Origin of the sequence: Stenotrophomonas sp. TWI1183, assembly GCF_039673115.1 — a bacterium.
In the GTDB taxonomy this organism is placed as follows: Bacteria; Pseudomonadota; Gammaproteobacteria; order Xanthomonadales; family Xanthomonadaceae; genus Stenotrophomonas; species Stenotrophomonas maltophilia_AA.
The window spans coordinates 77,981-104,422 of record NZ_JBDJKZ010000003.1 but is presented as its reverse complement, the minus strand read 5'-3'; the positions used below and the strand labels follow the sequence as shown (position 1 = coordinate 104,422).

General features: G+C 67.5%; 23 protein-coding genes. 6 read left to right on the top strand and 17 right to left on the bottom strand.

What is annotated here, in order from left to right:
- Positions 1-97: 97 nt before the first annotated feature.
- From pcaF to ABE434_RS04470, 10 genes are all read right to left on the bottom strand, one after another.
- Positions 98-1,306, bottom strand: coding sequence for a 3-oxoadipyl-CoA thiolase (gene pcaF / locus ABE434_RS04515; protein WP_346478080.1), 1,209 nt, complete (start codon positions 1,304-1,306; stop codon positions 98-100).
- A gap of 7 nt (positions 1,307-1,313) precedes the next feature.
- Entirely contained in the window at positions 1,314-1,961 is a 648-nt protein-coding gene (locus tag ABE434_RS04510) for a 3-oxoacid CoA-transferase subunit B (protein ID WP_346477976.1), read from the bottom strand.
- Complete coding sequence (locus ABE434_RS04505; RefSeq protein WP_346477975.1) at positions 1,958-2,647, bottom strand: 3-oxoacid CoA-transferase subunit A; 690 nt, start codon at positions 2,645-2,647, stop codon at positions 1,958-1,960. Before ABE434_RS04505 ends, ABE434_RS04510 begins: the two co-directional genes overlap by 4 nt.
- 150 nt (positions 2,648-2,797) lie before the next feature.
- A complete protein-coding gene (locus tag ABE434_RS04500) occupies positions 2,798-4,117 on the bottom strand; it encodes an MFS transporter (protein WP_346477974.1) in 1,320 nt (439 codons plus the stop codon).
- Between the two features lie 49 nt (positions 4,118-4,166).
- Positions 4,167-5,018: a type I 3-dehydroquinate dehydratase gene (gene aroD / locus ABE434_RS04495; RefSeq protein WP_346477973.1), complete on the bottom strand. Its 852-nt coding sequence runs from the start codon at positions 5,016-5,018 to the stop codon at positions 4,167-4,169.
- Complete coding sequence (locus ABE434_RS04490) at positions 5,018-6,313, bottom strand: carbohydrate porin (protein WP_346477972.1); 1,296 nt, start codon at positions 6,311-6,313, stop codon at positions 5,018-5,020. Before ABE434_RS04490 ends, aroD begins: the two co-directional genes overlap by 1 nt.
- A gap of 20 nt (positions 6,314-6,333) precedes the next feature.
- Positions 6,334-7,845, bottom strand: coding sequence for a right-handed parallel beta-helix repeat-containing protein (locus ABE434_RS04485; RefSeq protein ID WP_346477971.1), 1,512 nt, complete (start codon positions 7,843-7,845; stop codon positions 6,334-6,336).
- A 311-nt stretch (positions 7,846-8,156) separates the two neighbouring features.
- The gene (locus ABE434_RS04480; protein WP_346477970.1) at positions 8,157-9,722 is read right to left on the bottom strand and encodes a protein adenylyltransferase SelO; all 1,566 of its coding nucleotides are present in this window, start codon (positions 9,720-9,722) and stop codon (positions 8,157-8,159) included.
- Between the two features lie 37 nt (positions 9,723-9,759).
- Complete coding sequence (locus ABE434_RS04475; RefSeq protein ID WP_346477968.1) at positions 9,760-10,452, bottom strand: glutathione S-transferase; 693 nt, start codon at positions 10,450-10,452, stop codon at positions 9,760-9,762.
- 161 nt (positions 10,453-10,613) lie between these two features.
- A complete protein-coding gene (locus tag ABE434_RS04470; protein ID WP_017356920.1) occupies positions 10,614-10,823 on the bottom strand; it encodes a cold-shock protein in 210 nt (69 codons plus the stop codon).
- A gap of 300 nt (positions 10,824-11,123) precedes the next feature.
- On the opposite strand from ABE434_RS04470, the gene ABE434_RS04465 reads away from it, so the two are divergent.
- Positions 11,124-11,591 carry a YaiI/YqxD family protein gene (locus tag ABE434_RS04465; protein WP_346477967.1) on the top strand — a complete coding sequence of 156 codons (468 nt, stop codon included), beginning with the start codon at positions 11,124-11,126 and terminating at the stop codon, positions 11,589-11,591.
- 177 nt (positions 11,592-11,768) lie between these two features.
- Here the strand turns inward: ABE434_RS04465 and ABE434_RS04460 are convergent, their stop codons facing one another.
- Positions 11,769-12,653 carry a pseudouridine synthase gene (locus tag ABE434_RS04460; protein WP_346477966.1) on the bottom strand — a complete coding sequence of 295 codons (885 nt, stop codon included), beginning with the start codon at positions 12,651-12,653 and terminating at the stop codon, positions 11,769-11,771.
- Between the two features lie 41 nt (positions 12,654-12,694).
- Between ABE434_RS04460 and ABE434_RS04455 the strand changes: the two genes are divergently transcribed.
- The 3 genes from ABE434_RS04455 (at position 12,695) to ABE434_RS04445 (ending at position 16,589) form a co-directional block, all read left to right on the top strand.
- Entirely contained in the window at positions 12,695-13,246 is a 552-nt protein-coding gene (locus ABE434_RS04455; RefSeq protein ID WP_123729025.1) for a YaeQ family protein, read from the top strand.
- Positions 13,243-14,427, top strand: coding sequence for an NAD(P)/FAD-dependent oxidoreductase (locus tag ABE434_RS04450; protein ID WP_346477965.1), 1,185 nt, complete (start codon positions 13,243-13,245; stop codon positions 14,425-14,427). Before ABE434_RS04455 ends, ABE434_RS04450 begins: the two co-directional genes overlap by 4 nt.
- Positions 14,428-14,519: 92 nt before the next feature.
- The gene (locus ABE434_RS04445) at positions 14,520-16,589 is read left to right on the top strand and encodes an EAL domain-containing protein (RefSeq protein WP_346477963.1); all 2,070 of its coding nucleotides are present in this window, start codon (positions 14,520-14,522) and stop codon (positions 16,587-16,589) included.
- Between the two features lie 138 nt (positions 16,590-16,727).
- Here the strand turns inward: ABE434_RS04445 and fabV are convergent, their stop codons facing one another.
- From fabV to queA, 6 genes are all read right to left on the bottom strand, one after another.
- Positions 16,728-17,987 carry an enoyl-ACP reductase FabV gene (gene fabV / locus ABE434_RS04440; protein WP_346477962.1) on the bottom strand — a complete coding sequence of 420 codons (1,260 nt, stop codon included), beginning with the start codon at positions 17,985-17,987 and terminating at the stop codon, positions 16,728-16,730.
- A 230-nt stretch (positions 17,988-18,217) separates the two neighbouring features.
- The gene (secF, locus tag ABE434_RS04435; RefSeq protein WP_176989757.1) at positions 18,218-19,192 is read right to left on the bottom strand and encodes a protein translocase subunit SecF; all 975 of its coding nucleotides are present in this window, start codon (positions 19,190-19,192) and stop codon (positions 18,218-18,220) included.
- Positions 19,193-19,211: 19 nt separating this feature from the next.
- The gene (gene secD / locus ABE434_RS04430; protein ID WP_346477961.1) at positions 19,212-21,065 is read right to left on the bottom strand and encodes a protein translocase subunit SecD; all 1,854 of its coding nucleotides are present in this window, start codon (positions 21,063-21,065) and stop codon (positions 19,212-19,214) included.
- A 58-nt stretch (positions 21,066-21,123) separates the two neighbouring features.
- Positions 21,124-21,468, bottom strand: coding sequence for a preprotein translocase subunit YajC (yajC, locus tag ABE434_RS04425; RefSeq protein ID WP_019183141.1), 345 nt, complete (start codon positions 21,466-21,468; stop codon positions 21,124-21,126).
- Positions 21,469-21,623: 155 nt separating this feature from the next.
- Complete coding sequence (gene tgt / locus ABE434_RS04420; RefSeq protein WP_176989755.1) at positions 21,624-22,754, bottom strand: tRNA guanosine(34) transglycosylase Tgt; 1,131 nt, start codon at positions 22,752-22,754, stop codon at positions 21,624-21,626.
- A 66-nt stretch (positions 22,755-22,820) separates the two neighbouring features.
- Entirely contained in the window at positions 22,821-23,888 is a 1,068-nt protein-coding gene (gene queA / locus ABE434_RS04415; RefSeq protein WP_346477960.1) for a tRNA preQ1(34) S-adenosylmethionine ribosyltransferase-isomerase QueA, read from the bottom strand.
- A 211-nt stretch (positions 23,889-24,099) separates the two neighbouring features.
- Here queA and ABE434_RS04410 point away from each other — a divergent pair, with 211 nt between their 5' ends.
- Positions 24,100-25,596, top strand: a complete 1,497-nt coding sequence (locus ABE434_RS04410; RefSeq protein ID WP_346477959.1) for an aminotransferase class III-fold pyridoxal phosphate-dependent enzyme — start codon at positions 24,100-24,102, stop codon at positions 25,594-25,596.
- A 237-nt stretch (positions 25,597-25,833) separates the two neighbouring features.
- The gene (locus tag ABE434_RS04405) at positions 25,834-26,427 is read left to right on the top strand and encodes a TIGR00730 family Rossman fold protein (protein WP_123729018.1); all 594 of its coding nucleotides are present in this window, start codon (positions 25,834-25,836) and stop codon (positions 26,425-26,427) included.
- Positions 26,428-26,442 lie beyond the last annotated feature (15 nt).

Here is a 26,442-nt window from a genome sequence, read left to right as displayed (position 1 = left end):
CGATTGGCGGGCGGCCGGAAGACCGCGGCTGTGGTGCTACGGCACGCTGCCACGCGGAGGCGACAGCGGCCGTGAAGCGTAGGAAAGGAAGACGGATTCAGACGCGCTCGATCGCCAGCGCCACGCCCTGGCCGACACCGATGCACATGGTGGCCAGGCCGCGTCGGCCGCCGCTGGCCTCCAGCTGGCGCAGCAGCGTGAGTGCGAGCCGCGCACCGCTCATGCCAAGCGGATGACCGATCGCGATGGCGCCGCCGTTGGCGTTGACGTGCGCGGCATCGTCGGGGAGCCCGAACTCGCGCAGGCAGGCCAGCCCCTGCGAGGCGAACGCCTCGTTGAGTTCGATCGCGTCGAAATCGGCGATGCCCAGCCCGAGCCGGCCCAGCAGGCGGCGAGTGGCCGGCACTGGGCCCATGCCCATGATCGCCGGCTCCACGCCGGCACTGGCAAAGCCGAGGATGCGCGCACGCGGCGTCAGCCAGAGCGCCTTCACCTGCGCACCGGACGCCAGCAGCAGCGCCGCGGCCCCATCGTTGATGCCCGAGGCATTGCCGGCGGTGACGGTGCCGGGCTGACGGAACAGTGGCTTGAGCTTGCTCAACGCCTCGATCGTGGTGTCGGCGCGCGGGTGTTCGTCGTACGCCACGCGCACGCTTTCGCCACGTTTGCGACCCGGCGCGTCGACTGCGACGATCTCGCCCTCGAAGAACCCGCGCTGCTGGGCCGCGGCGGTGCGCTGCTGGCTGCGCAGCGCGAACGCATCCTGGTCCTCGCGCGAAATCGCGTAGCGCTCGGCGACGTTTTCCGCGGTCTGGCCCATGGTTTCCACGCCGTGCAGCTCGCGCAAGCGCGGGTTGATGAAGCGCCAGCCCATGGTGGTGTCCTCCAGGGTCTGATCCCGCGCGAACGCGGCACCCGGCTTACCCATCACCAGCGGCGCGCGCGACATCGATTCGACCCCGCCGGCGATGGCCAGCCCAAGCTCGCCGGTGGCGATACCGCGGGACACCGTGCCGATCGCATCCAGGCCCGAGCCACACAACCGGTTGACGGTGCTGCCCGGCACGCTGACCGGCAGGCCGGCCAGCAGCAGGCTCATCCGCGCGACGTTGCGGTTGTCTTCGCCGGCCTGGTTGGCGCAGCCCAGGTAGACCTCCTCGATCAGCGCCGGGTCCAGCTGCGGATGACGCGCCAGCAGCGCCTTGATCGGGAGCGCGCCCAGGTCGTCGGCACGGATGCCGGAGAGCGCCCCGGCGTAGCGGCCGATCGGGGTGCGGATACCATCGACGATATAGATGTCCTGCAGGCTCATGTCAGGCTCCTTCACTCATCTGCAGCGGCAGGCCGGTCAGCTCGCGCAGCTGCGCCAGCGTCACCCCGTCGACCATCTCCAGCACGGTCGCGCCGTCCTTGCCCAGGTCGAACACGGCGACATCGGTATAGACCCGCGAAACGCAGCGCAGGCCGGTCAGCGGATAGCTGCATTCGGCCACCAGCTTGCTCTGGCCCTGTTTGGTGAGCAGGTCCATCATCACGAAGACCTGCTTCGCACCGATCGCCAGATCCATCGCGCCGCCTACCGCGGGAATCGCATCGGCGGCACCGGTGCTCCAGTTGGCCAGGTCGCCCTGCGCCGATACCTGGAACGCGCCGAGCACGCAGATGTCCAGGTGGCCGCCACGCATCATCGCGAACGAATCGGCATGGTGGAAATAGCAGCCCCCGGTCAGCAGGGTCACCGGCTGCTTGCCGGCGTTGATCAGGTCCGGATCCTCCTCGCCATGCGCAGGCGCCGGGCCCATGCCGAGCAGGCCATTCTCCGACTGCAGGAAGATTTCCTTGTCGGCCGGCAGGAAGTTGGCCACCGTGGTCGGCAGTCCGATGCCGAGATTGACGTAGGCACCTTCGGGGATGTCACGCGCGACGCGCGCGGCCATCTGTTCGCGGCTGAGGCGGTTCATGCGCGGTCTCCTGCAGCGGTGGACGCGGGCAGTTCGACCACCCGTTGCACGAAGATGCCCGGGGTCACGACCGCCTCGGGGTCGAGTTCACCGAGTGGCACGACCGACGACACCTGCACGATCGCACAGCGCGCGGCCATCGCCATCAGCGGACCGAAATTGCGCGCGGTCTTGCGGTAGACCAGGTTGCCCCAGCGGTCGCCGTGGTGGGCCTTGATCAGCGCGAAGTCGGCATGCAGCGGGTACTCGAGCACGTAATGGCGGCCATCGATCTCGCGGGTTTCCTTGCCCTGCGCAAGCTCGGTGCCATAGCCGGTCGGGGTGAAGATCGCCCCCAGCCCCGAGCCGGCCGCATGGATGCGCGCGGCCAGGTTGCCCTGCGGCACCAGTTCCAGTTCGATCTCGCCGGCGCGGTAGGCCGCGTCGAAATGCTGCGAATCGGCCTGGCGCGGGAACGAACAGATGATGCGGCGCACGCGCTTGTGCCTGATCAGCGCGGCCAGCCCGCTGTCACCGTTGCCGGCGTTGTTGTTGATGATGGTCAGCCCGCGCGCGCCCTGCGCGATCAGGGCATCGATCAGCGCGTCAGGCATGCCGGCGGTACCGAACCCGCCGATCATCACCGTGGCGCCGTCGTGGATATCGGCCACCGCTGCGTCAGCGCTGGCCACGGTCTTGTCGATCACTGCATTGCTCCTTGCCACGCACTGCGATGCGCGGCCACGTGCGGGAAGACTCTGGAAAGGACCATGGTGCGCAGCGCAGCGCGTACGGTCAATCCGATATTCGGCCACTTGATTCGATAATCGCACATCATTGTGATTCTCCTGCCGGGCTCAGATACGCGTCTGGCCCACGCCCACGCGCAGCCCAAGGCAGGCCCACGCGGCGAGGGCCAGCGGCAGCGCGCACAGCACGTACAGCGCCGCCGGCGACCAACCCGCATCGACCAGCAGGCCCACGCTCAACGGCGAGAGAATCGCGCCGACGCGCCCGATCCCGATCGCCCAGCCGAGCCCGGTGGTGCGCACGTCCGCGGCGAACACCACCGGCGCGGCGGCATACAGGCCGGCCATCGCCCCGAACAACGCTGCGCCGATCACGAAAGCGATCGGGAAGGCGATCTCCAGGCGGGTGTTGAAGCCGGCGAACAACAGCATCGCCAGCATGGCCAGCACCAGGCTGGCGGCGGTCAGCCGCGACAGCGCCCAGCGCGAGGCGAGCCAGCCGAACAGACTGCCGCCGACGATGCCACCGAGGTTGAGCAGCACCCCGCCGGTGATGCCCTGCTGCGCCGAGACGCCGGCGGACACCAGCAGTTTCGGCGTCCAGCTCAGCACGAAATAGAACGCGAACATGTGCAGGAAGAACGCCATCGCGATCAGCACCGCCACCCGCCGCAGATCGCCGACGAACAGCGCCGCATAGCCCTTGCGCCCGTCGGCACGCACCGGCACCGGCGGCAAGGCCTGCAGGGTCGGCATCCGCATGCGCGCCAGCAGCGCATTGAGCCGCGGCAACGCATCCTTCGGCCGACGCGCGACCAGGAAATCCAGCGATTCGGGCAGGCAGGCGATCACCAGCGGGATGCACAGCAGCGATGCACCGGCACCGATCAGGAACACGCTGTGCCAGCTGAAGTGCTCCAGCATCCACGCGGCCAGCAGGCCGCCGAGCGTGGCCCCGATGGGATACCCGGTCGCCTGCATCGCCACCGCCGTGCTGCGCCATTTCGCATTGGCATACTCGGCCGTGATCACCCCTACCCCGGCCAGCATGCCGCCGATGCCGATGCCGGTGAACACACGCAGTGCGGCGAGCTGCCAGGCGTTGGCGGCCAGCGCGGATGCAGCCATGCCCACGGTCAGGATCACCAGGCAGAGCATGATCATCGACCGGCGGCCCCAGCGGTCGGCCAGCGGCGCGAGCAGGAACGAGCCCAGCGCCATTCCGACCAGGCCGGCACTCAGCATGATGCCCAGCACCTTGCCCGACAGCCCCCAGTCGGCGGATACGTGCGGCGCGGTGAACGCCATCACCATCACATCGAAGCCATCGAGCATGTTCAACAGCACGCAGATCGCGATGGCGGTCCACTGGAAGGGACTCATCCGCTCGAGCACGAGCGGGGAAGCGGAGGCGGTGGCATGGCTCATACAGGGATCCTGCGACGACGTGGTGCGGAAAGCGTCCGGCGGGGAGGTCTCAATGACCGGCCTGGCTGGAAGCGTGGATGACCTGGAGCACCGACTGCAGCTGTTCGACCTCGACCTGCCCCGGCGCCGAGGGCGTGCCGATCATGCCGAAGGTCAGCGCCTGGCCGAAGGTTTCACCGGCCAGCCGCGAGACCACGCCGGTGCCGCCCATGGACATGGTCAGCAGGGGCTTGGTGCTGCGCTGGCGCACCTGCCAGGTGGCATCCAGCAGCGTCAGCACATCGCCTGCGTCCTGCGGCATCACCGCGATCTTCAACACATCCGCGCCCATCGCGTCCTGCCGCAGCAGCCGCGCGATGATCTCCTCGCGCGCGGGCGTGGCATGGAAGTCGTGGCTGGACATCACCACCTTGACCCCGGTCTTGTGCGCCTGCGCGACCAGTGACGCCACAAGGGTGGGATCGCGGAACATCTCCACATCGATCAACTGGGCGAAGCCACCGCGCAGCAGCGTGGCGTACAGCGCCGCATAGTCCGCGTCGCGGATGGGCTTGCTGCCGCCTTCGGCCTGGGTGCGGAAGGTGACGATCATCGGCTTGCCGTCCAGCGTGCGCGCGATGCGCTTGCCGAGCGCAACCAGCGCCTTGCCGTCGGTGGCGATGTCCAGGTAATCGATGCGCCATTCGGCCAGGTCGGTCGACGGGCTGGCGGCGATCGCGGCGGCCTGCTGAAGCGCGAGCTCGGCGGTGGCGCCGGTGATCGGCACGATGGTGCGCGGCGCGCCTTCGCCGATGCGCAGTGCACCGACCTGCAACGGCGTCACCGCTGGCGGCGCGGCCTGCGCGACGGATGCCATGCCGCCCAGCACGGCGGCCAACAGATAGGGGGTGAGTGCGCGCATCAGAAGGTGACCTTGGTCTGTACACCCAACGCCCAGGCGTTGTCGGTGCGGGTATAGGCGAACGTGCCGGGATTGACGATGTACTGCACGTCCGGGCGGATCATCAGCCAGGGCGTGACCTGGATGCTGTAGGACAGTTCGAACAGTTCTTCGGCCTGGCTGAGCTGGTACAGCGGCGAATCGCCCGGCACACCCATGCCGACGAGATCGGCGCGGCGCGCATCGACCAGGCGGCGGTTGATGTCCGCACCGACGTACCCCAGCGCGATGCTGTCCTGCGCGCGCGAGCCGATGCCCTGGTAGACGCCGCCCAGCGCGTACCAGCGACGGATCTGCGCGGTATCGGTGTCGGACACCATGTACTGCGCGAACGCGGTCAGCCCGCGCTGCGGATCACCTGCTTCGCGGGTCAGGCGCTGCTCGGCCAGCAGGTAGGCGCCGTGGCGTCCCGTGGTCGGCGAGGTATCCAGGCCACGCTGGTTGACCCGCGAGGTGTCGTAGTAGCCGCCGAACTTGTACACGCCCGGATGGGTGCCGACCTTGTCCGGGGTCCAGGTCACTTCCAGCGGGAACAGCGAACCGGTGGTACCCGACACGAACGGACGGAACGCGTTGCGTTCGATGTTGCCGCCGAGGTTCGGGTTGACCTGGAACCAGCCGGTGCGCACGTTCAACGCCGGGCTGACCTGCTGGGCCACTTCACCGCCCCAGCGTGCCGTGGGGTAGTTGTACCAGCCGCTGTTGCCGGACATGGCCAGCGGATGCGCGCAGAAGGCCGCGTTGACGAAGTGGGTCAGCAGGCTGTGCAGGCCGAACTGGTTGCCCATCGCGTAGTAGCCCAGCTTGAAATACGACTGGCCCGCGTTGAAGGTCTGGTCGTAGCTGGCTTCGGTGAGGCGGGTGTACTGGCCACCGTAGGCTTCCTGGATCGGGAAGCGGTTGCCGACCAGATCGGCCGAGGTGCTGTTGCCGCGACGGTCATTGAGCGTGACGTGGAACGCTCCGCCGCTCCAACCGGCCAGCGTGCCCATGTCCAGATCGATGCCCACGCGCACCTGCTGGGCATAGCGCGCGCCGGTACGGCCGTAACCGCCGTCGACCACGCCCATGGCTTCGCCGACATAGTCGCCGCGGAAGCGGATGCCGCGTTCGTCCAGCGCGGTGCGGGTGCCGCCCCAATCGCCGGTAAGGGTGGTGCCGTCGTAGCGGTTGGCGCTCTGCGCGGTGGCCAGCGCCGGGCACAGCAGCGCAGCGGCGGCCAGCGTGGACAGGGAGGTTCGGATCAGGGCAGCCATGGGTATCTCTCGTAGGGGGATCAGCGCAGCGACAGCGGCGCGCTGAGGGGCGACGTCGCGCCCAGTGCGGAGGTCGCGGTGGCGGTCACGGTGGCGATGTCGGCCGCCTCGCCGTTGGCCGGCAGCGCCAGCGTGAACCGGCCCTGCCCCTGCGCATCGGTGATCGCTTCGACCGTGCCGAGCAGGCGTTCGGCTTCGCGACCGTGGGGGGCGCGGTTGCCGAAGACCTCCAGCTGATAGCGCTCCCCGGGCACGCCCTCGAATACCCCCTGCACCATGCGCGCTGCACCCTTGCCCTGCACGGCCTGCAACGTCGGCGCGGCCTGGCCGAGATTGGGGGCCGGCTGGCACTCGGCCTGACCCGGCGCGGTGCAGATGCGCGCGCGCTTGGCGGGATCGCTGTCCACCCCGCGCCCGCGCGAACCGACGAAGTTCGCATGTTCCAGCCCGGGTACGCCGAATACGATGGCGCCGCGCGGCTGGCCCTGGGCGCAGGCACCCCCGGCCTCACAGCGCTCGATCCTCAGCCCGTTGTCGAAGAGGCGGTTGGCGCTGAAGCGGTTCGGTGCGCTGACCGGCTGCGGTCGCACTGCGATGCCGATGCCATTGCCGGTGATCGTGTTGCCATCCACCACGTTTTCGCTGCCGGTGATGCTCAGCCCGATCGAATTGCCGGTGAACGTGTTGGCCGCGATGTAGTTGCGGTTGCCCCAGTTGATCTGCAGGCCATCGGAGTAATCGACGAAACGGTTGCGCACCACGGTGTTGTCATTGCCCCACAGGATCTCGATGCCCTGCGACGGTTCGGGATTGGCGGCGGTGGACTGGAACAGGTTGTCGGCCACCAGGTTCCAGGCCGCACCGCGGGTCAGCTCAAGCCCATCGCCGTTGTCCACGAACTGGTTGCGCACGATCCGGTTGTGCACCGTGGTGGTGGCGGTGGACTGGCCTTTGCCGTCGTCGCCGGTCAGCATGATCCCGGCACCGCCCTTGTTGGCGACGATGCGGTTGTCGTGGATCTCGCTGTGGCTGCTGCGGTTGATCAGCACGCCGATGCAGAAATCGCGGATCTCCAGCCCGGTCAGCTCAACACCGCGGGTATCACGCAGGACCAGCCCCGGCAGCGTGGTGGTACGCACGTTGGTGCCGGACTGGCCGGGTTCGGCCCCCGGGCAGGCATCGGTCCCGGTGCCGGTGACATAGGCCGAGCCGTCGATGGCGACGTACTGGCCTTCGCGCGCCAACGGCGTGCCGACGATCTGCACCGGTCCGACGATCTCCGGCAGCGGCGTGGCCGGACGGATCACGTAGGGGGCGTTGCCCACCGCGGCGATCTCGATCCGGTAGCGCCCCGGCGCCTGGTTGGCGGTGCTGATCGCCCAGCGCAGCGAGCCAGGGTTGGCATCATCGGCATAGCGCTCGACCCGCAGCACCTCCAGCGACGTGCGCGCGGGCTCGGCCTGGAAGGCCTGCGCCAGCGACGGCAGCACGGCAAGCAGGGACAGGGACACAACAGACAGACGGCAACGCATGCGCATACTCCGCACAGGGAAGGGAACTCCTGCGGTCTTCCCCTGCACCTGGCTTCAGTACCGGTTCGGCACTGCCCTCGCCCGCCAGAGGTGGATCGCTTGGAACGGGATTGAAAGTAGGTTTATCGCACTGCACCATTCAAGTGCGTTTATCGACTATGCGTGCGATTATCGAACAATGCCCGTACGACCATTGTCGTAGAAGCGGCCGCGACGACGCCCACGGCCCTGCTGCAGCGAGGCTGCGACAGCGCGATCAGCGAGGGAATCAGGTGTGGCCGGCGGCATCCACTGCGCCGCCCCGGGAGTCCTTACGAGCTGCAGGACAGCATCGAGCAGCCGGCCTTCTCACGCGCCCACTCGGGCCGCTTGCCTGCGAAGTGCTCGCGCCCGGGCTGCACGTCATAGGGGTGGCGCAGCACCTCCAGCAACGTATGCACGCCACCGAGGTCACCCTGCTCCGCCCGTTCGATCGCCTCCTGGGCCAGCCAGTTGCGCAGCACGTAGACCGGATTGGCACGGCCCATCTGCTGCTGCCGCGCCTGCACACTCAAGTCATCGGCACGCAGGCGCGCCGCATACTGCTGCAGCCACGCCTGCAGTGACGGCAGCACCGCTTCGCGGCGTGCCGGGCTGTAGAAGGCCTCCTCCAGCACCGCCACGGAAGGCGACGCGGGATCGAGCGCCATCAGGCCGCGGAAAGCGAGGGTCATGTCCATCTCGCCCTCGTGCAGGATCTCCAGCCAGGCCGCCATCAACGCCACATCGGCATCGCGGCAGCGGTCCAGGCCCAGCTTCGCGGCGATATCGGCGCGCTCGCAGTCGGCATGCACCTGCTGGAAGCGCGCCAGCCCGTCGTGCAGCGGCGTGACATCCTCGAACAGCGGCGCCAGCGCCTGTGCCAGCCGGGTGAGATTCCAGTACGCCACCTGCGGCTGCGTGCCGAAACGATAGCGTCGCCCCTGCGCGTCGGTGGTGTTGGGCGTCCACTCCGGATCGTAATCCTCGACCCAGCCATACGGGCCGTAATCGATGGTGAGCCCGAGAATGGACAGGTTGTCAGTGTTCATCACCCCGTGGACGAAGCCGACCCGCATCCAGTGCGCGACCAGCACCGCAGTGCGTTCGCAGATCTCGGCGAACCAGCGTGCATGGCGCGCGTCGCCCAGCTCGGCGAGCGCAGGAAAATCCCGCGCTATGCAGACATCGGCGAGTTGCCGCAGCAGCGCGGTGTCGCCGCGCGAGGCCGGCAGCTCGAAGGTGCCGAAGCGGATGAAGGACGGCGCGACGCGGCAGACGATCGCACCCGGTTCGGCCTCGGGGTGGCCGTCATAGAACATGTCGCGCACGACGTCATCACCGGTCCCGACCAGGCTCAATGCGCGCGTGGTCGGCACGCCGAGATGATGCATCGCCTCGCTGCAGAGGAACTCGCGGATCGACGAACGCAGCACCGCGCGTCCGTCGGCACCGCGCGAGTACGGCGTGCGCCCGGCGCCCTTCAACTGCAGTTCCCAGTGCGCACCGTCCGGCGTGAGCAGTTCGCCCAGCGAGATCGCGCGGCCATCGCCGAGCTGCCCCGCCCAATGCCCGAACTGATGGCCACCATAGTTGGCCGCCCACGGTGCCATGCCGGCATACAACGCATTGCCGCCGAACACCCGCGCGAAATCGGCGCTCTCGATCAGGTCCTCGCCCATGCCGAGCAGTGCGGCCACCTCCGGCGAGTACGCCAGCAGCCGGGGTGCCGCGACCGGGGTCGGCATCACCGACGACCACGCGGCCTCGCGCACTTCACGCACGCGCGGGCCGGTTTCCGGGTCGCCGGGCAGGTCACGGATGAAGCGATTGTCGAAACGCAGGGGCTGGGTGCTCATCGGTATGAAATGGGGAAAGCCAGGCTGCCCCGCAAGCTCAGCGCGAACCGCCGCCGAGGTTCAACGGACCACCGCGTTCCACCGCACGCTGGTACCCCGGGCGCTGCTCGATCCGCGCCAGGTACGCCTGCAGCCGTGGGTAGGCGGCCATGTCGCCACCGCGCGCGGCGGCGGCCTGGATCGGGAAACTCATCTGGATATCGGCGGCAGTGAAGCGCTCACCCGCGAACCACGGCGACTGACCAAGCTCGCGCTCCATCCAGTCCATGTGCAGCTTCACCTGCGGACCGACGAAGCCCTTCATCACCTTGTCGGCGATCGAGCGCGCGATCGGCTTGGCGAAGAACGGCATCGGCGCCTTGCGCAGCCGCGCGAACACCAGCGTCATCACCAGCGGTGGCATCGCCGAGCCTTCGGCGTAGTGCATCCAGTAGCGGTAGCGCACGCGCTCGGGCGCCTGCGCCGGCATCGGCTCGGGCGAGAACTGGCGGCCACTGTCGTAGCGATCGGCCAGGTATTCCAGGATCGCGCCGGATTCAGCGAGGACCAGCGCGTCGTCCTGCAGCACCGGGGACTTGCCCAGCGGGTGCACATCGCGCAACGCCTGCGGCGCCAGCCAGGTCTTGGGGTCGCGCTGATAGTTGACGACCTGGTACGGCAGGCCCAGCTCTTCGAGCATCCACAGCACGCGCAGCGAGCGCGAGTGGTCCAGATGGTGCACCTTGATCATCGACGGTTCCGCAGGGTCAAAGCGGCATCGTAACCGGGCGGCCGGGAGGATGACGTCGTCAACACAGTCTGCGTCGACCAGGGCCGAATGCCGCCCAATAAAAAACGCCGGAAGCTTTCGCTTCCGGCGTTTTAGGCGACCTTACGGTAGCGGGGGGTCGATTAGACCGCCTGCACCTGGTCAGCCTGCATACCCTTCTGGCCCTGGACGGCGACGAACGTCACCTTCTGGCCTTCCTGCAGCGACTTGAAGCCGGTGCCCTGGATCGCGCGGAAATGCACGAAGAGGTCCGGGCCGCTTTCCGGGGTGATGAAGCCGAAGCCCTTGGCGTCGTTGAACCACTTCACGGTGCCCTGCTGACGATCAGACATGTACTAACTCCTGAAACAATAGTTGAAATAATCGCGGCCGCCGCGTATCGGAGCCGAGACTGAGTTGCAGGCGTTGGTAAAGCGGATCGATGAGCAGATCGTGAGATCAACTGCACCAGGCCACGATTCACGGTGACCCTAGCAAACACAGTGTGGGTGACGATACTCGTGTTTTACCGAAAAAGCGATAGCTGGTTTATTCAGCCATCCCCCCTTCTCGCCTGACAGGACAAGGGGTCGGGCGATCTTACACGAAATCCCACCCCCTATTCAGATTTTTCCTACCTTAAGATCAGCCAAATGACCGATGCCCCTCCCCCTAAAGTTCACATCTGGGTGGACGCCGACGCCTGTCCGGCCGTCATCAAGGAGATCCTGTTCCGCGCGGCCGAACGCGCCGGGATCGAGATGACCCTGGTCGCGAACCACTGGCTGCGGACGCCGCCGTCCCGTTTCATCCGCTCGATCCAGGTACCGCCGGGGCTGGACGTGGCCGACAGCGTGATCGTGGAACGGGTTCAGCCCGGCGATCTGGTCGTCACGCAGGACATCCCGCTGGCGGCGCTGGTGCTGGACAAGCACGCGGTCGCGCTGAACCCGCGCGGCGAGCTGTACACCCCCGACAACATGGCCGAGCGGCTGTCGATGCGCAATTTCATGGAGGAACTGCGCGGCTCGGGCATCCTGACCGGCGGACCGGCGCCCCTGCACGCGCGCGACAAGCAGGCCTTCGCCGCGCAGCTGGACCGTTGGCTGGCCAAGCGTTAAGGCTGATGAACCGTTATCACCCTGATGAACCGTCAGCAGGCGGAGGGTCCGGCGTGGAAGGGGTCCGACGTGGCTGAGGGCCCGCTGTAGGTAGTGCCGGCCGCTGGCCGGCTCCTCCGTAGCACCCGGTGACCACAGGACCGACCATGGACCCCGGCAGCCGGCCAGCGGCCGGCCCTACAGGTGAAGCGACAGGCCGCTGGAGAACGTTCGCCGCTCCCCGGTCAACGGGTCATCGAACGCCAGTTCCTTGGCCAGCAGCTGCAGCCGCACCCCCGCCGGCGCATCCGCGAGCAGCTCCGGGTACAGATCGTCGCCCAGGATCGGCGCGCCCAGTCCTGCCATGTGCACGCGCAGCTGGTGCTTGCGGCCGGTGACCGGGTGCAGCCGGTAGCGCCAGACCGGTCCAGCGCCGTCGATCACCTCGACGCGGGTCCGCGCATTGGGCTCACCGGGCACCTCGGCCATGCGGAAGAACGGCTCGCCGGGGACCAATCGGGTATGCCGCTCCAGCGGGAACGGAAATTCGGGCAGTCCCGGCGCCAGCGCCTCGTACACCTTGTCGATCCGGCGCTCGCGGAACAGCCGCTGGTAGGCATCACGACTGTCCGGCCGGGTCGAGAACAGCACCAGCCCGGCGGTCAGCCGGTCCAGGCGGTGCAGCGGCACCAGGTCGCGGTTGCCGGTGCGCGCCACCAGCCGGGCCAGCAGCGTCTCGCGCACGTAGCCCCCGGCCGGGGTGACCGGCAGGAAGTGCGGCTTGTCGGCCACCAGCAGGTGCGCGTCCTGGTGGACGATGGCCTCCACGAACGGAATCACCGGCTCATCGGCCACTTCACGGAAATACACGATCTCCAGCCCGACCTGCCAGGCATCATCCGGCCGCAGCGCCCTGCCCTGCACATCCTGCACCCGCCCGCGGGCGAACCGGTCCACCCACTGCGCGCGGTCGATGCGAGGGAAGCGCGCGCACAGCCCGTCCAGCAGGCTGGGCCAGTCGCCGGGCGGCAACTGCAGGCGGCTGGGCGCGGGGGCAGCGAGGATCGGATCGGACGGACTCATGGCGAACCATTATCATGGCGCTCTTTGTTTCAGGTATCCCCATGGCCCTCACCGCCACCATCCGCAAGGCCGAACTGCAGATCAGCGACATGGACCGCGGCTATTACGCCAGCCACACGCTGACGCTGGCCCAGCACCCGTCCGAGACCGATGACCGCCTGATGGTGCGCCTGCTCACCTTCGCGCTGAACGCCGATGACCGGCTGGAATTCGGCCGCGGCCTGAGCGTGGACGACGAGCCGGACCTGTGGCGCCGCGATTACACCGGCGACGTCGAACTGTGGATCGAACTGGGCCAGCCCGACGAGTCGCGCCTGCGCAAGGCCGCCGGCCGCGCGCGTGCGGTGCAGCTGGTCACCTACGGTGGCCGCGCCGCCGATATCTGGTGGGACCGCAACGCCTCCGCGCTGAAGAAGCTGTCCACGCTGGAAGTGATGGACCTGCCGGGCGAGTTCGTCACCGAATGGGGCGCGCAGATCGAACGCACGATGCAGTGGGACGTGCAGATCCAGGACGGCGAAGTGCAGTTGACGTCCGACAAGGCGCAGCTCAGCGTCATCCCGACCTGGCGCAAGCAGAAGCCGCAGGCGTGAGTGTGATCCGCTGCGACGTGCTGGTCATCGGGGCCGGTGCGGCCGGGCTGATGTGCGCGCTCACGGCGGGCCGGCGCGGACGCATCGTGCAGGTGATCGACCACGCCAACAAGGTCGGCAAGAAGATCCTGATGTCCGGCGGCGGGCGCTGCAACTTCACCAATACCGGCACCACGGCGGCCAACTTCCTGTCGGCCAACCCGCACTTCTGCAAATCCGCGCTGGCCCGCTATACGCCCTGGCATTTCATCGAGATGGTGGAGCGGCACGGCATCGCGTATCACGAAAAAGAGCTGGGCCAGCTGTTCTGCGACATCTCCTCCAAGCAGATCGTGAAGATGCTGGTGGACGAATGCCAGGCCGCCGGCGTGCAGATCCGCACCGACTGCGGGGTGCAGAAGGTGGAGCGCGGCGCGGACGGCTTCCACGTGCACACCGCGCAGGGGCATTTCCATGCCGCCTCGCTGGTGGTGGCCACGGGCGGCCTGTCGATCCCGAGCATGGGTGCGACCGGCTTCGGCTATGAGCTGGCCCGCCAGTTCGGCCATGAGGTCCTGCCGACCCGCGCCGGGCTGGTGCCGCTGACCCTGAGCGGCAAGCACCAGGAGCGCTTCAATGACCTCAGCGGGGTGGCGCTGCCGATCACGGCGCGCTGCAACGACGTCGAGTTCCGCAATTCCATGCTGATCACCCACCGCGGCATCAGCGGCCCGGCGATCCTGCAGATCTCCTCGTACTGGCAGCCCGGCGACGAGCTGCGGCTGGACCTGCTGCCCGGCCAGGACGCGCTGGAGTGGCTGCGCCGGATGAAGGCCGAGCGCGGTGCCGCCGAGCTGCGCACGGTGCTGTCCGAGGTGCTGCCGCGCCGGCTGGCGCTGCGCCTGTGCGAGCACTGGCTGCCGGATCGGCTGGTGCGCCAGATCGACGAACCGCAGCTGCGCCAGGCGGCCGATCTGCTGCAGAATTTCCCGCTGGTGGCCAGTGGCACCGAGGGATACCGTACCGCCGAGGTGACGCTGGGCGGGGTCGACACCCGCAAGGTGTCCTCCAGTACATTTGAATCCCAATTGGTTCCCGGCCTGCACTTTATTGGGGAAGTGCTGGACGTGACCGGCTGGCTGGGCGGCTACAACTTCCAGTGGGCCTGGGCCTGTGGCCATGCCGCGGGCAGCGTGGCCTGAGCCGGAACGAACGTTCCGTGATCGGCTGCCGTTTGCCGCATGGACGTAGTCACACGCATCGTGTATCAAGTTTGCAGTCCGGGGAGTAGTGAATGCAGAACGCGAATGACATGACGGTCCGCCTGCTGATCGTGGACGACAGCGGCGAGAACGCCGAGACCATCGTCAGCACGCTGCGCAACAGCGGCATCGCGGTGCGCCCGACGCGCCCGCAGCACAGCGAGGAACTGGCCCAGGTGCTGGGCACCCAGCCGATCGACCTGGTGCTGGTCACCGCCGCGCAGAGCATCCCGCTGCTGCAGGTGACCCAGCAGATCGCCGCCAGTGGCAAGGACATCCCGATGATCCTGCTGGCCGAATCGATCAACGAAAACGAGTGGGTCGAGGCCGGCGCCAACGGCATCCGCGCCATTGCCCTGCGCCACCGCCCCGAGCACCTGCTGGCGGTGGTCCGCACGGAATGGACCGATCTGCATGCGCGCCGCGGGCTGCGCCGGATCGAGGCGCAGATGCGCGAGACCGAGCGCCGCTGCGACGCGCTGATCTCCTCCTCGCGCGATCCGATCGCCTACGTCCATGAAGGCATGCACATCCGGGCCAACGAGGCCTACCTGGAGATGTTCGGCTACGAGACCTTCGACGACGTGGAAGGCATCTCGCTGCTGGACATGGTCGCCCCGCAGCACGTGGACGGCTTCAAGCAGCTGCTCAAGTCGATGAGCAAAGGCGATGCCCCGCCCCCGCAGTACCAGGTGGATGCGCGCAACCAGGACGGCGCGGTGTTCCCGGCGACGATGGAGTTCACCCAGGCCAGCTACGAGGGCGAGTCCTGCCTGCAGGTGGTGTTCCGCCGGCGCATGGAATTCGACCCGGAGCTGGCGCGCGAGGTCGAAGACCTGCGCCAGCGCGACCAGGTCACCGGCCTGCTCAACCGCCCGACCTTCATGCTGCACGTCGAGAACGCGGTCGCCCAGGCCGGCCGCAGCGAAGGCCGTTTCGGCCTGCTGCTGATCGAGCCGGATCACTACGCGCGCCTGCTGCCGGAGATCGGGCTGGACTCGGCCGATGCGCTGATCGGCGCCCTCGCCCGCGTGCTGGCCCAGTCCGTCGGCGACAGCGCCCAGGTAGCCCGCTTCGGCGAACACAGCTTCGCGGTGCTGACCGAGGGCGCGTATGCGCAGACCGTCGCGTTGGCCGATCAGATCCGTGACGCCTTCGCCGCGCAGGTGTTCAGCATCGGCGAGCGCTCGGCCACGGTCACGGTCAGCGTGGGCGGCGTGCAGGTCGGCGAGAAGATCGCGAGCATCGGCCAGGTACTGGCCCGCGCGACCGAGTGCACGCAGGCCGCACTGGAGCTGGGCAACACCACGCGGGTATTTGACCCGGCCGCGGTGGACCGCGTGGAGGAAGAGCGCATCCAGCACTGGGTGGCACGCATCCGCCAGGCGCTGGAAGGCGATGGTTTCCAGCTGCATTACCAGCCCGTGCTCAACCTGCAGGGCGAGGCGCTGGAGCTGTACGAGGCGTACCTGCGCCTGGAGCACAACGGCGAGCTGCTCAGCCCGACCGCATTCCTGGGCATCGCCGAGGATCACGGCCTGCTGGCCGACATCAACCGCTGGGTGGTCACGCACGCGATCGGCATGCTCGCCGCGCGAAGCCGCGAGGGCCATGTCACCCACATGATGGTCAAGATCACCCCGGAGTCGTTCAACGATCCGCAGATGATCGCCACCCTGCGCCGCGAACTGCAGGCCCAGGGCGTGCCGGGCGAACAGCTGTGGCTGCACGCGCCGGAGGCCAAGGTGTTCACCCATCTGCGCAACGCGCAGCAGTTCCTGGCGGCGGTCGCGCCGCTGGGCTGCCGGATCGGCCTGGAGCAGTTCGGTTCGGGGCTGGATTCGTTCCAGCTGCTGGCGCATTTCCAGCCTCAGTTCCTCAAGCTGGACCGCGATTTCACCTGCGATTTCGCCAGCACCCGCGAACACAGCGAGAAGATCACCGAGATCACCGCGCGTGCGCAGGCGGCCAACATCCAGACCATCGCCGAGTTCGTCGCCGATGCCAATTCGATGAGCCTGCTGTTCAGTGCCGGCGTGGATTACGTGCAGGGCGAGTTCGTCGGCCCCGCCGGCCCGGCAATGAATTTCGATTTCAGCTGAGGGGGAGCGTCACGACCAACGGTCGTGACCCACCGGTCATGCGGTGCGGGGGCGGATCATGCGGTGCGGGGCGGCGCGACGATACGCCGTGACACCCGCCGGTAGATGCCGACCGTTGGTCGGCATCGTTGCCTCCGATCAGGCCATCTCGACCAGGTTCGGAATCTTCACATCGGTCGCGACGTCGGCGTCGTAATCCACGCCTTCCACGCCGAACCCGAACAGGCGCAGGAAGTCGGCCTTGTAGCCGGCCAGATCGCTGATCTCGTACAGGTTCTCGTTGGTGACCTGCGGCCACAGCGCGACCACCTCACCCTGCACCTCCGGCGCCATTTCCTTGTAGTCCGCGCGCAGGCGGCCGGCGTCATCGATCAGCGCGACCTGGCGGCCGCCGTCGGTGACCAGGTCATGGCGCAGGCGCTCGGTAGCAGTGCCCGCGTCCTTGCCGCCGTAGAGGATGTCGTACAGCGTATCGAGCTGCTCGATGCAGCCTTCGTGCGTGCCCTTGGCCTTCATCACCTTGAACAGCAGCGACAGGTACAGCGGCATGGTCGGGATCGCCGAGCTGGCCTGGGTGACCACTGCCTTGAGCACGGACACGCGCGCATCGCCACCGATCGGGGCCAGCTTCCGGCGCAGGCCGACGACCTTCTCGTCCAGATCCTTCTTGGCCGCGCCGATGGAGCCGTTCCAGTAGATCGCCTGGGTGATCTCCTCACCGACGTAGGTGAACGCCGTGGTGGTCGCGCCTTCGGCCAGCACACCGGCCTCCAGCAGCGCATCGATCCACATCTGCCAGTCTTCGCCGCCCATGACGGCGACGGTGCCGGCGATCTCTTCCGGCGTCGCCGGCTCGATCGTGGTCTCGGTGATCACTTCCTTGTCGGTGTCCAGGCCACGCAGCGTGATCGGCGCACCGATCGGCTTGAGCGTGGAGCTGATCACTTCGCCGGTCTTGGGATGCTTGCGGCGCGGCGCGGCCAGGCTGTACACCACCTGGTCGACCTGGCCGAGATCCTGCTTGATCAGCTCGATGACCTTGGCCTTGACCTCGTCGGAGAAGGCATCGCCATTGACGCTCTTGGCATACAGGCCGGCCTGCTCGGCGTACTTGTGGAACGCGGCGGTGTTGTACCAGCCAGCCGTGCCCGGCTTGGTCTCGGTGCCCGGGCGCTCGAAGAACACCCCCAGCGTGGCGGCATCGCTGCCGAAGGCGGCGGTGATGCGCGCGGCGAGGCCGTAGCCGGTGGAGGCGCCAAGCACCAGCACCTTCTTCGGGCCGTTGGCGATCTTCGGCTTGGACTGGATGTAATCGATCTGCTGCTTGACGGCCGCATCGCAGCCGACGGGATGGGTGGTGACGCAGATGAAGCCGCGCACACGCGGTTTGATGACCATGTAAACCTCGAGGGGGACTGGCGCAGGGCGGACCGGCGCGATGAAAAGGGAGGTCGCGCGCCACCGGAGCGGCTGCGCGGAACGCAAGGGATCGTAGTGCGCAGCGCTGCGGAGTACAACCGACGGGGGTGTATGTTCCCTGTGGCCAGGGGTCGATGTGGGCGGGAGGGCAGCCAAAAGAAAGGCCGCGCAATGCGCGGCCTCCCAGATACTTCATACCACCAGAACCCTTACGGACGACGCTCCAGCGCTTCCACGTCCTTGGCCTTCGGCAGCAGATCCTGCTTGCTCACCGCCAGCGCGCCCATCGTCAGCAGCGGGCAGGCAATGAAGATCGACGACAGCGTACCGATCACCGCACCGATCATCTGGCTCAGCGCCAGCCCTTCCAGCGAACCACCGCCGTACAGGTACAGCGCCAGCACCGACAGGAAGAACACCAGCGAGGTGATGATCGTGCGCGACAGCGTCTGGTTGATCGACCGGTTCATCACTTCCAGCGGCTCGACACGCAGGCTGCGGAAGTTCTCACGCACACGGTCGAACACCACGATGGTGTCGTTGATCGAGAAGCCCATCACCGACAGCAGGCCGGCCAGCACGGTCAGATCGAACTCGCGGCCACTCAGCGAGAAGTAACCGGCCACCACCAGCACGTCGAACAGCGTGGTGATGATCGCCACCATCGCGAACTTCCACTCGAAGCGGAAACCGATGTAGATCAGGAAGCCGATCAGCACGAACAGAGCCGCGTACAGACCGTTCAGGGCCAGCTCCTTGCCGACCTGCGGGCCCACGAACTCGGCACCCACGATGGCGGCCTGGTTGCCCTCCACCGAGATCGCCTTCTGCACGGCTTCCGCGGTGCGGTTGTTGGCTTCGCCGGCGTTCTCGCCCGCGGCCATCTCCTGCGGCTGCAGACGGATCAGCAGGTTGCTGCCGCTGCCGAAGCTCTGCACCTGGGCACCGGCATAGCCGGCACCTTCCAGATGCTCGCGGACGGCATCAACGTCAGCGGGCTTGTCGAAGCGCACTTCGACCACGGTGCCGCCGGTGAAGTCCAGCGCGTAGTTGAAGCCCTTGAAGGCAATGCAGCCGATGGCGGCAATGAACACCAGCGCCGCCAGCGACACGGCCACCCAGCGGGTGCGCATGAAGTCGAACTTGGTGTCGTTCGGGATCAGATGCAACGGGAAAAGTTTCATGGTTTCTATTCGCTTCCCGTCAGATGGCCAGGGTCTTGAGCTTCTTGCGGCGGCTGTAAAGCAGCACGGCAAGGGCACGCGAGACGGTGATTGCAGTGAACATGGAGGCCAGGATGCCGACGATCATGGTCACGGCGAAGCCCTTCAGCGGGCCGGTACCGAACGCATACAACGCCACACCCGCCAGGATGCCGGTGAGGTTGGCGTCCAGGATGGTCCCGGAAGCCTTCTCGTAACCGGCGACGATGGCCGACTTGGGCGGCATGCCGGCCCGCAGCTCTTCACGGATACGCTCGTTGATCAGCACGTTGGCGTCGACCGACAGGCCGATCGACAGCGCCAGACCGGCGAAGCCCGGCAACGTCATCGTCGCGCCGAACAGCGACATCACCGCCACCACGATCAGCAGGTTGAACAGCATGGCCACCGAGGTGATCATGCCGAACATGCGGTAGTACACGGTGAAGAAGATCAGGGTGAACAGGAACGCGAAGCCGACCGCGGTCACGCCGCGCTCGACGTTCTCCGCACCCAGGCTCGGGCCGACGATGCGCTCTTCGACGAAGTCCATCGGTGCGGCCAGCGAGCCGGATTTCAGCAGCTTGGCCAGGTTGTCCGCTTCGAGCTTGTCCAGGCCGGTGGTCTGGAAGTTCTTGCCGAACACGCCGTTGATGTTGGCGACCGAGATCACCTCTTCCTTGACGCGGAAGCTGCGCACTTCCTTGCCGTCGACCACGTTCACGGTCGGGATGCGCTCGGTGTAGACCACCGCCATCGGCTTGTTCACGTTGGCGCTGGTGAAGTCGAACATGCGCTGGCCGCCGACGTTGTTCAGCGTCACGCTGACCGCCGCCGAACCGTTCTGGTCGGTGGTGGCCTGCGCGGCGACCATCTGGTCACCGGTCACGATCACGCGCTTGTTGAGCAGGATCGGGCCACGGTTGTCGCGCTGCTGGTAGACCTTGGCCTCCGGCGGGATGCGGCCGCTGGTGATCGCATCCTGGGCATTGCCCTCGACCACGGCGCGGTATTCCAGCGTCGCGGTGGCACCGATCATGCGCTTGGCTTCGGCGGTGTCCTGCACGCCCGGGAGCTGCACGACCACGCGGTCGGCACCCTGGCGCTGGATGATCGGCTCGGCCACGCCGAGCTGGTTGACGCGGTTGCGCAGGGTATTGACGTTCTGCTCGATGGCGCCATTGGCGATCGCGGTCAGTTCCGTCTCCGGCATGCTCACGGTGATGCGGTTGCCCGCCACGTCGTAGCCCAGCGTGGGCTGTGCCTTGACCATGACGTCGCGGGCACGCGCGGCTGCATCGGCACCGGCGGACGGGCTGATGGTGGCCACGATGGTGTTGTCGCCACGACGTTCGACCGACTGGTAGGCGATGCGGGCATCGCGCAGGCTGGTCCGCACGTCTTCGGCGTAGGCATCCAGACGCTTGTCCAGGGCCGCCTTCTGGTCGACCTGCAGCACGAAGTGCACGCCGCCCTGCAGATCCAGGCCCAGCACCATCGGCTTGGCGCCAAGGTCGCTCAGCCAGTCCGGCACGGTGGAGGCCAGGTTCAGGGCGACCACGTAATCCTCGCCCATCTCGTCGCGCAGGGCGTCGTTGGCGGCGGTCTGCGCCTGCAGCGTCGGCAGGCGCACGATCAGGCTGTCGCCTTCCTTGGCCACCGACAGCGGCTCCACGCCGGCCTGCTTGAGGTCACCCAGCACGCGGTCGCGCAGGGCGTCGTCGATCTGCCCGCCACGGTTGGCGGTGATCTGCACGGCAGGGTCCTTCTGGTAGATGTTGGGCAGTGCGTACAACGCACTGACCGCCAGCACGATCAGGATGAGGAAATACTTCCAGCGTGGAAATTCGAGCATTGCTTGGGTCCCGCGCGGTGCCCGTCCCGGCACCGCGGTTGAACGGAAAGGGAGTGGATCAGTTGGCCGACTTCAGCGTGCCGGTCGGCAGCACATTGCCCACGGCGCCCTTCTGCACGCGGATGCGCACGTTCTCGGCCACTTCGATGGTGATGAAGTTGTCGCCGATGTCGGTGACCACGCCGGCGATGCCGCCGTTGGTCAGCACTTCGTCACCGCGCTTGACCTTCTCCAGCATGGCCTTGTGTTCCTTCTGGCGCTTCATCTGCGGGCGGATCATCAGGAAGTACATGATCGCGATCAGGATGATCGGGAACAGCAGGGTGGTCAGACCCATGCCCTGCGGCTGGCCACCGGCGGCCTGGGCGTTGGCGGTGGGAATCAGGAAGGCGAGCAGGTTCATAGTGTGTCCTTGGGTTGGGAGGCGCCCTGCCCCCTTTGAGGGTCAGGGAGTCGCCGCGAAACGGGGGTCAGCCTCGAAGTATGCCATGGCCCCGGGAGTTCGTCCTTGGGCCGTTTGGCAGGGTCGGCGCGCCGGAGCGGCCGGCCGGGGTCACTTTACAGCGCGGGCGTGACCGCACCACGGGCCGCGTAGAAAGACTCGCGGAAGGCGGTAAAGGTTCCCGCCGCGATCGCCTCGCGCATGTCGGCCATCAACTTCTCGTAGTAATAGAGGTTGTGGATGGTGCCCAGCATGGGCGCCAGCATCTCGTTGCACCGGTCCAGGTGACGCAGGTACGAGCGCGTGTAACCGCTGGTGCAGGCATGGCAGCCGCAGCCGGGCTCGATGGTGTCCATGTCGCGCTCGTAGCGGGCGTTGCGGATGCGCACCGTGCCGAACGAGGTGAAATAGTGGCCGTTGCGGGCGTTGCGGGTCGGCATCACGCAGTCGAACATGTCCACCCCGCGGGCGACGCCTTCGACCAGATCTTCCGGGCGGCCCACGCCCATCAGGTAGCGCGGGCGGTCGGCCGGCAGGATCGGATGCATGTGGTCGAGCATGGCGTTGCGCTCGTGCTCGGGCTCGCCGACGGCCAGGCCGCCGATGGCATAGCCGTCGAAGCCGATCTGCTGCAGGCCTTCGGCCGAGCGGCTGCGCAGATCGTGATGGACACCGCCCTGGACGATGCCGAACAGCGCCGCGTCGTTGCCCAGCTCATCGTGCGCGTTGCGGCTGCGCTGGGCCCAGCGCAGGCTCAGCTCCATCGAGGTGCGCGCGACCGGCTCGGTGGCCGGGTACGGGGTGCACTCGTCGAAGATCATCACCACGTCCGAGTCGAGCACCTTCTGGATGCGCATGCTCTCTTCCGGGCCCAGGAACACGCGGGCGCCGTCGGTCGGCGAGGAGAAGGTCACGCCCTGCTCGGTGATCTTGCGGCGGTGGGCCAGCGAGAACACCTGGAAGCCGCCGGAGTCGGTCAGGATCGGGCCGTTCCAGCGCGCGAAACCGTGCAGGCCACCGTGGTCGGCGATCACGTCCAGGCCCGGGCGCAGGTACAGATGGAAGGTGTTGCCGAGGATGATCTCCGCACCCAGCGCGCGGATCTGCTCCGGCAGGATGCCCTTCACCGAGCCATAGGTGCCCACCGGCATGAAGGCCGGGGTTTCCACGGTCCCGCGCGGGAAGGTCAGGCGGCCGCGGCGGGCGCGACCATCGGTGGTCTGGAGCTGGAACTGGAGTCGGGACATGGAGCGGTCATTCGGGCAAATAGTCTGCCATTGTCGCCGAAAACGGCCGCGCCTGCCCCGCCAGCCTCATTCCCCCTGCGGGAACAGCAGCATCGCATCGCCGTAGCTGAAGAACCGGTACTTCTCCGTGATCGCGGCCTGGTAGGCCTCGAACACCCGGGCCTGGCCGGCAAACGCCGAGATCATCATCAGCAGCGTGCTCTCCGGCAGGTGGAAGTTGGTCACCATCGCGTCCACGCTGCGGATCCGGTAGCCCGGGGTGATGAAGATCTGGGTTTCCCCGGCGTACGGCAGCAGCTCGCCCTCGCGCATGGCGCTTTCCAGCGCCCGCACCACGGTGGTGCCGACCCCGATCACCCGGCCGCCGGCGGCGCGCGTGCGGCGCACCTGCTGGACCAGCTCGGCGCCGACGTTCAGCCACTCGCGGTGCATCACGTGTTCCTTCAGGTCGTCCACGCGGACCGGCTGGAACGTGCCCGCGCCCACGTGCAGGGTCACATGGCCGAAGTCGACGCCGGTGTCCTTCAAGGTGGCCAGCAGGGCCTCATCGAAGTGCAGGCCGGCGGTCGGGGCGGCCACCGCGCCGATCTCGCGGGCGAACACCGTCTGATAGCGCTCGCGGTCGTCCACCCCCGGCTCGCGCTGGATGTAGGGCGGCAACGGCAGCCGGCCGGCGTGCAGCAGCCACTGCTCCAGCGCCTCGGGCACATGGAACTGCAGCACATAGAACTCGCCATCGCGGCCCAGCACCTCGGCCTCGCCACCGGCATCCAGGGCGATGCGGCTGCCCGGCTTGGGCGACTTGCTGGCGCCGACCTGGGCGCGCGCCTGCTGCCCGCCGAGCAGGCGCTCGATCAGGATCTCGACGCGGCCGCCGCTGGCCTTCTGGCCAAACAGGCGGGCTGGAATCACCCGGGTGTCGTTGAACACCAGCAGGTCGCCCGCACGCAGCAGCTGCGGCAGGTCGCGCACCTGGCGGTGCTCGAAGGGGGCCGGCGCCGGCGGCACCACCATCAGGCGGCTGGCCGAGCGCTCGGCGAGCGGAGCCTGGGCGATCAGTTCGGGCGGCAGGTCGTAGTTGAAATCGGACTTCTTCAAGGGAGCGCACGGCAACGTGTAGGCAATGTCGGCCATTGTACGACTGGCCCTCGGTGGCAATGCAGCTTTGGGCGAACGTCGCGCAAAATGCTGCTCTGCAACAGTTTTTGACGGGGTTATCGCGCGAAAAACCGCGTGCTAGCATCGAGCCGGAAGTCTGATGCACGAGCAGGAATGCCCGAAGCGCGCGCGAATAGACGCGCGTTTTGCTTTTCCGCCGTGCCGCCATCGTTTCAGGAGATCTGCAATGAGCTTCATCGAACGTCTCGCCCCGCTTCGCGCCCAGTCCGGCACCCGCCTCACCACCGGCCTGGATGACGCCACCCTCGAACGCCTGGCCGCCGGCCACCCCGCCCTGGTCGCCGCCATCGATGCCGCCGCCGCTGAATTCGAGCGCGTGCGCGCCGATCTGGGCGACCTGCTGGCCCTGGACGAGCGCGCCCAGATCGATGCGATGCAGGAGGGGTTCGTCAATTTCTATGCCGATGATGCGGTCACCCCGTATGTCGCCCTCGCCGCCCGTGGCGCGTGGGTCGTCACCCTGAAGGGTGCGGTGCTGTACGACGCCGGCGGCTACGGCATGCTCGGCTTCGGCCACACCCCCGAGGCGGTGATGGAGGCGATGGCCGCCCCGCAGGTGATGGCCAATGTGATGACCCCCAGCCTGTCCCAGCAGCGCTTCATCCAGGCGCTGCGCAAGGAGATCGGCCACCGTCGGGGCGGTTGCCCGTACAGCCACTTCATGTGCCTGAATTCCGGCTCCGAAGCGGTCGGCCTGGCCGCCCGCATCGCCGACGTCAACGCCAAGCTGCAGACCGACCCGGGCGCCCGCCACGCCGGTGCGAAGATCAAGCGCGTGGTGGTCAAGGGCAGTTTCCACGGCCGCACCGACCGTCCGGGCCTGTATTCCGACTCCAGCCGCAAGACCTACATGCAGCACCTGGCCAGCTACCGGGGCGAGGACACGGTCATCGCGATCGCGCCGTATGACGAAGACGCGCTCAAGCGCGTGTTCGCCGAGGCCGAGCAGAACCGCTGGTTCATCGAGGCCGTGTTCCTGGAGCCGGTGATGGGCGAAGGCGATCCGGGCCGTTCGGTGCCGCCGACGTTCTATGCGCTGGCCCGCGAGCTGACCCGCCAGCACGGCAGCCTCCTGCTGCTGGATTCGATCCAGGCCGGCCTGCGCGCGCACGGCGTGCTCTCGATCGTGGATTACCCGGGCTTCGAAGGCCTGGACGTGCCGGACATGGAGACGTATTCCAAGGCACTCAACGCCGCCCAGTTCCCGCTCTCGGTGCTGGCCGTGACCGGGCATGCCGCGCAGCTGTACCGCAAGGGCATCTACGGCAACACGATGACCTCCAACCCGCGGGCGCTGGACGTGGCCTGCGCCACGCTGTCGCTGCTGACGCCGCAGGTGCGCGAGAACATCCGCGTGCGCGGTGCCGAAGCGGTGCGCAAGCTGGAGCAGCTGAAGACCGAGCTGGGCGGGCTGATCACCAAGGTGCAGGGCACCGGCCTGCTGTTCTCCTGCGAGCTGGCCCCGCAGTTCAAGTGCTACGGCACCGGTTCCACCGAGGAATGGCTGCGCAACCACGGCATCAACGTCATCCATGGGGGCGAGAACTCGCTGCGCTTCACCCCGCACTTCGGGATGGATGGCGAGGAGCTGGACCTGCTGGTCGGCCTGGTCGGCCGCGCGCTGAAGGAAGGCCCGCGCAGGGAGCAGTCGCAGGCGGCCTGAGTTCGGCGGCCGTGCGGGTGTGAGCCCGCACGGTGGGTAGCCGACCGACGGGAGGAGAAAAGGCAGCCGACCAACGGTCGGCTCTATCCCGGTGGGCGATTGGCCCCGGCGGCGCAAACGCGCGATAATCCGGCACCGCACCTGCGGAACGACACCCCGTCACGAGACCAGCGCACCGGTCATCGGCGGGGCTTTTTCGTTTCCGGTCGCTACAGATACGAACAACAGGAAGATCCAATGAAGTCGATTTGCGTTTACTGTGGTTCCAACCCCGGCAGCAAGCCGGTCTATACCGAGCGCGCCATCGCGCTGGGTGACCGCATCGCCCGGGACGGCCTGCGCCTGGTCTACGGCGGGGGCAACGTCGGCCTGATGGGCACCGTGGCCAATGCCGTGCTGGAAGGCGGCGGTGAAGTCACCGGCGTGATCCCGCAGCAGCTGGCGGACTGGGAAGTGGCCCACCGCGGCCTGACCGAGCTGGAAATCGTCGGTTCGATGCACGAGCGCAAGTCGCGCATGTTCGACCTCTCCGATGCGTTCGTGGCCCTGCCCGGCGGCTTCGGCACCATGGAAGAAATCTTCGAGATGCTGACCTGGCGCCAGCTGGGGATCGGCAACAAGCCGTGCGCGTTCCTGGATGTGGACGGCTTCTACGCCCCGCTGATCGGCATGATCGACCGCATGGTCGAAGAGCGCTTCCTGCACCCGGCCCAGCGCGCGGACCTGTGGTACGGCTCGGACATCGATGAAATGCTCGCCTGGATGCGCGCCTACGAGCCGGCGCAGGCGTCCAAGTGGATCGATGAGAAGCGGGCCAACGCGCTGCGTTGATCCACCCGCTGCCGC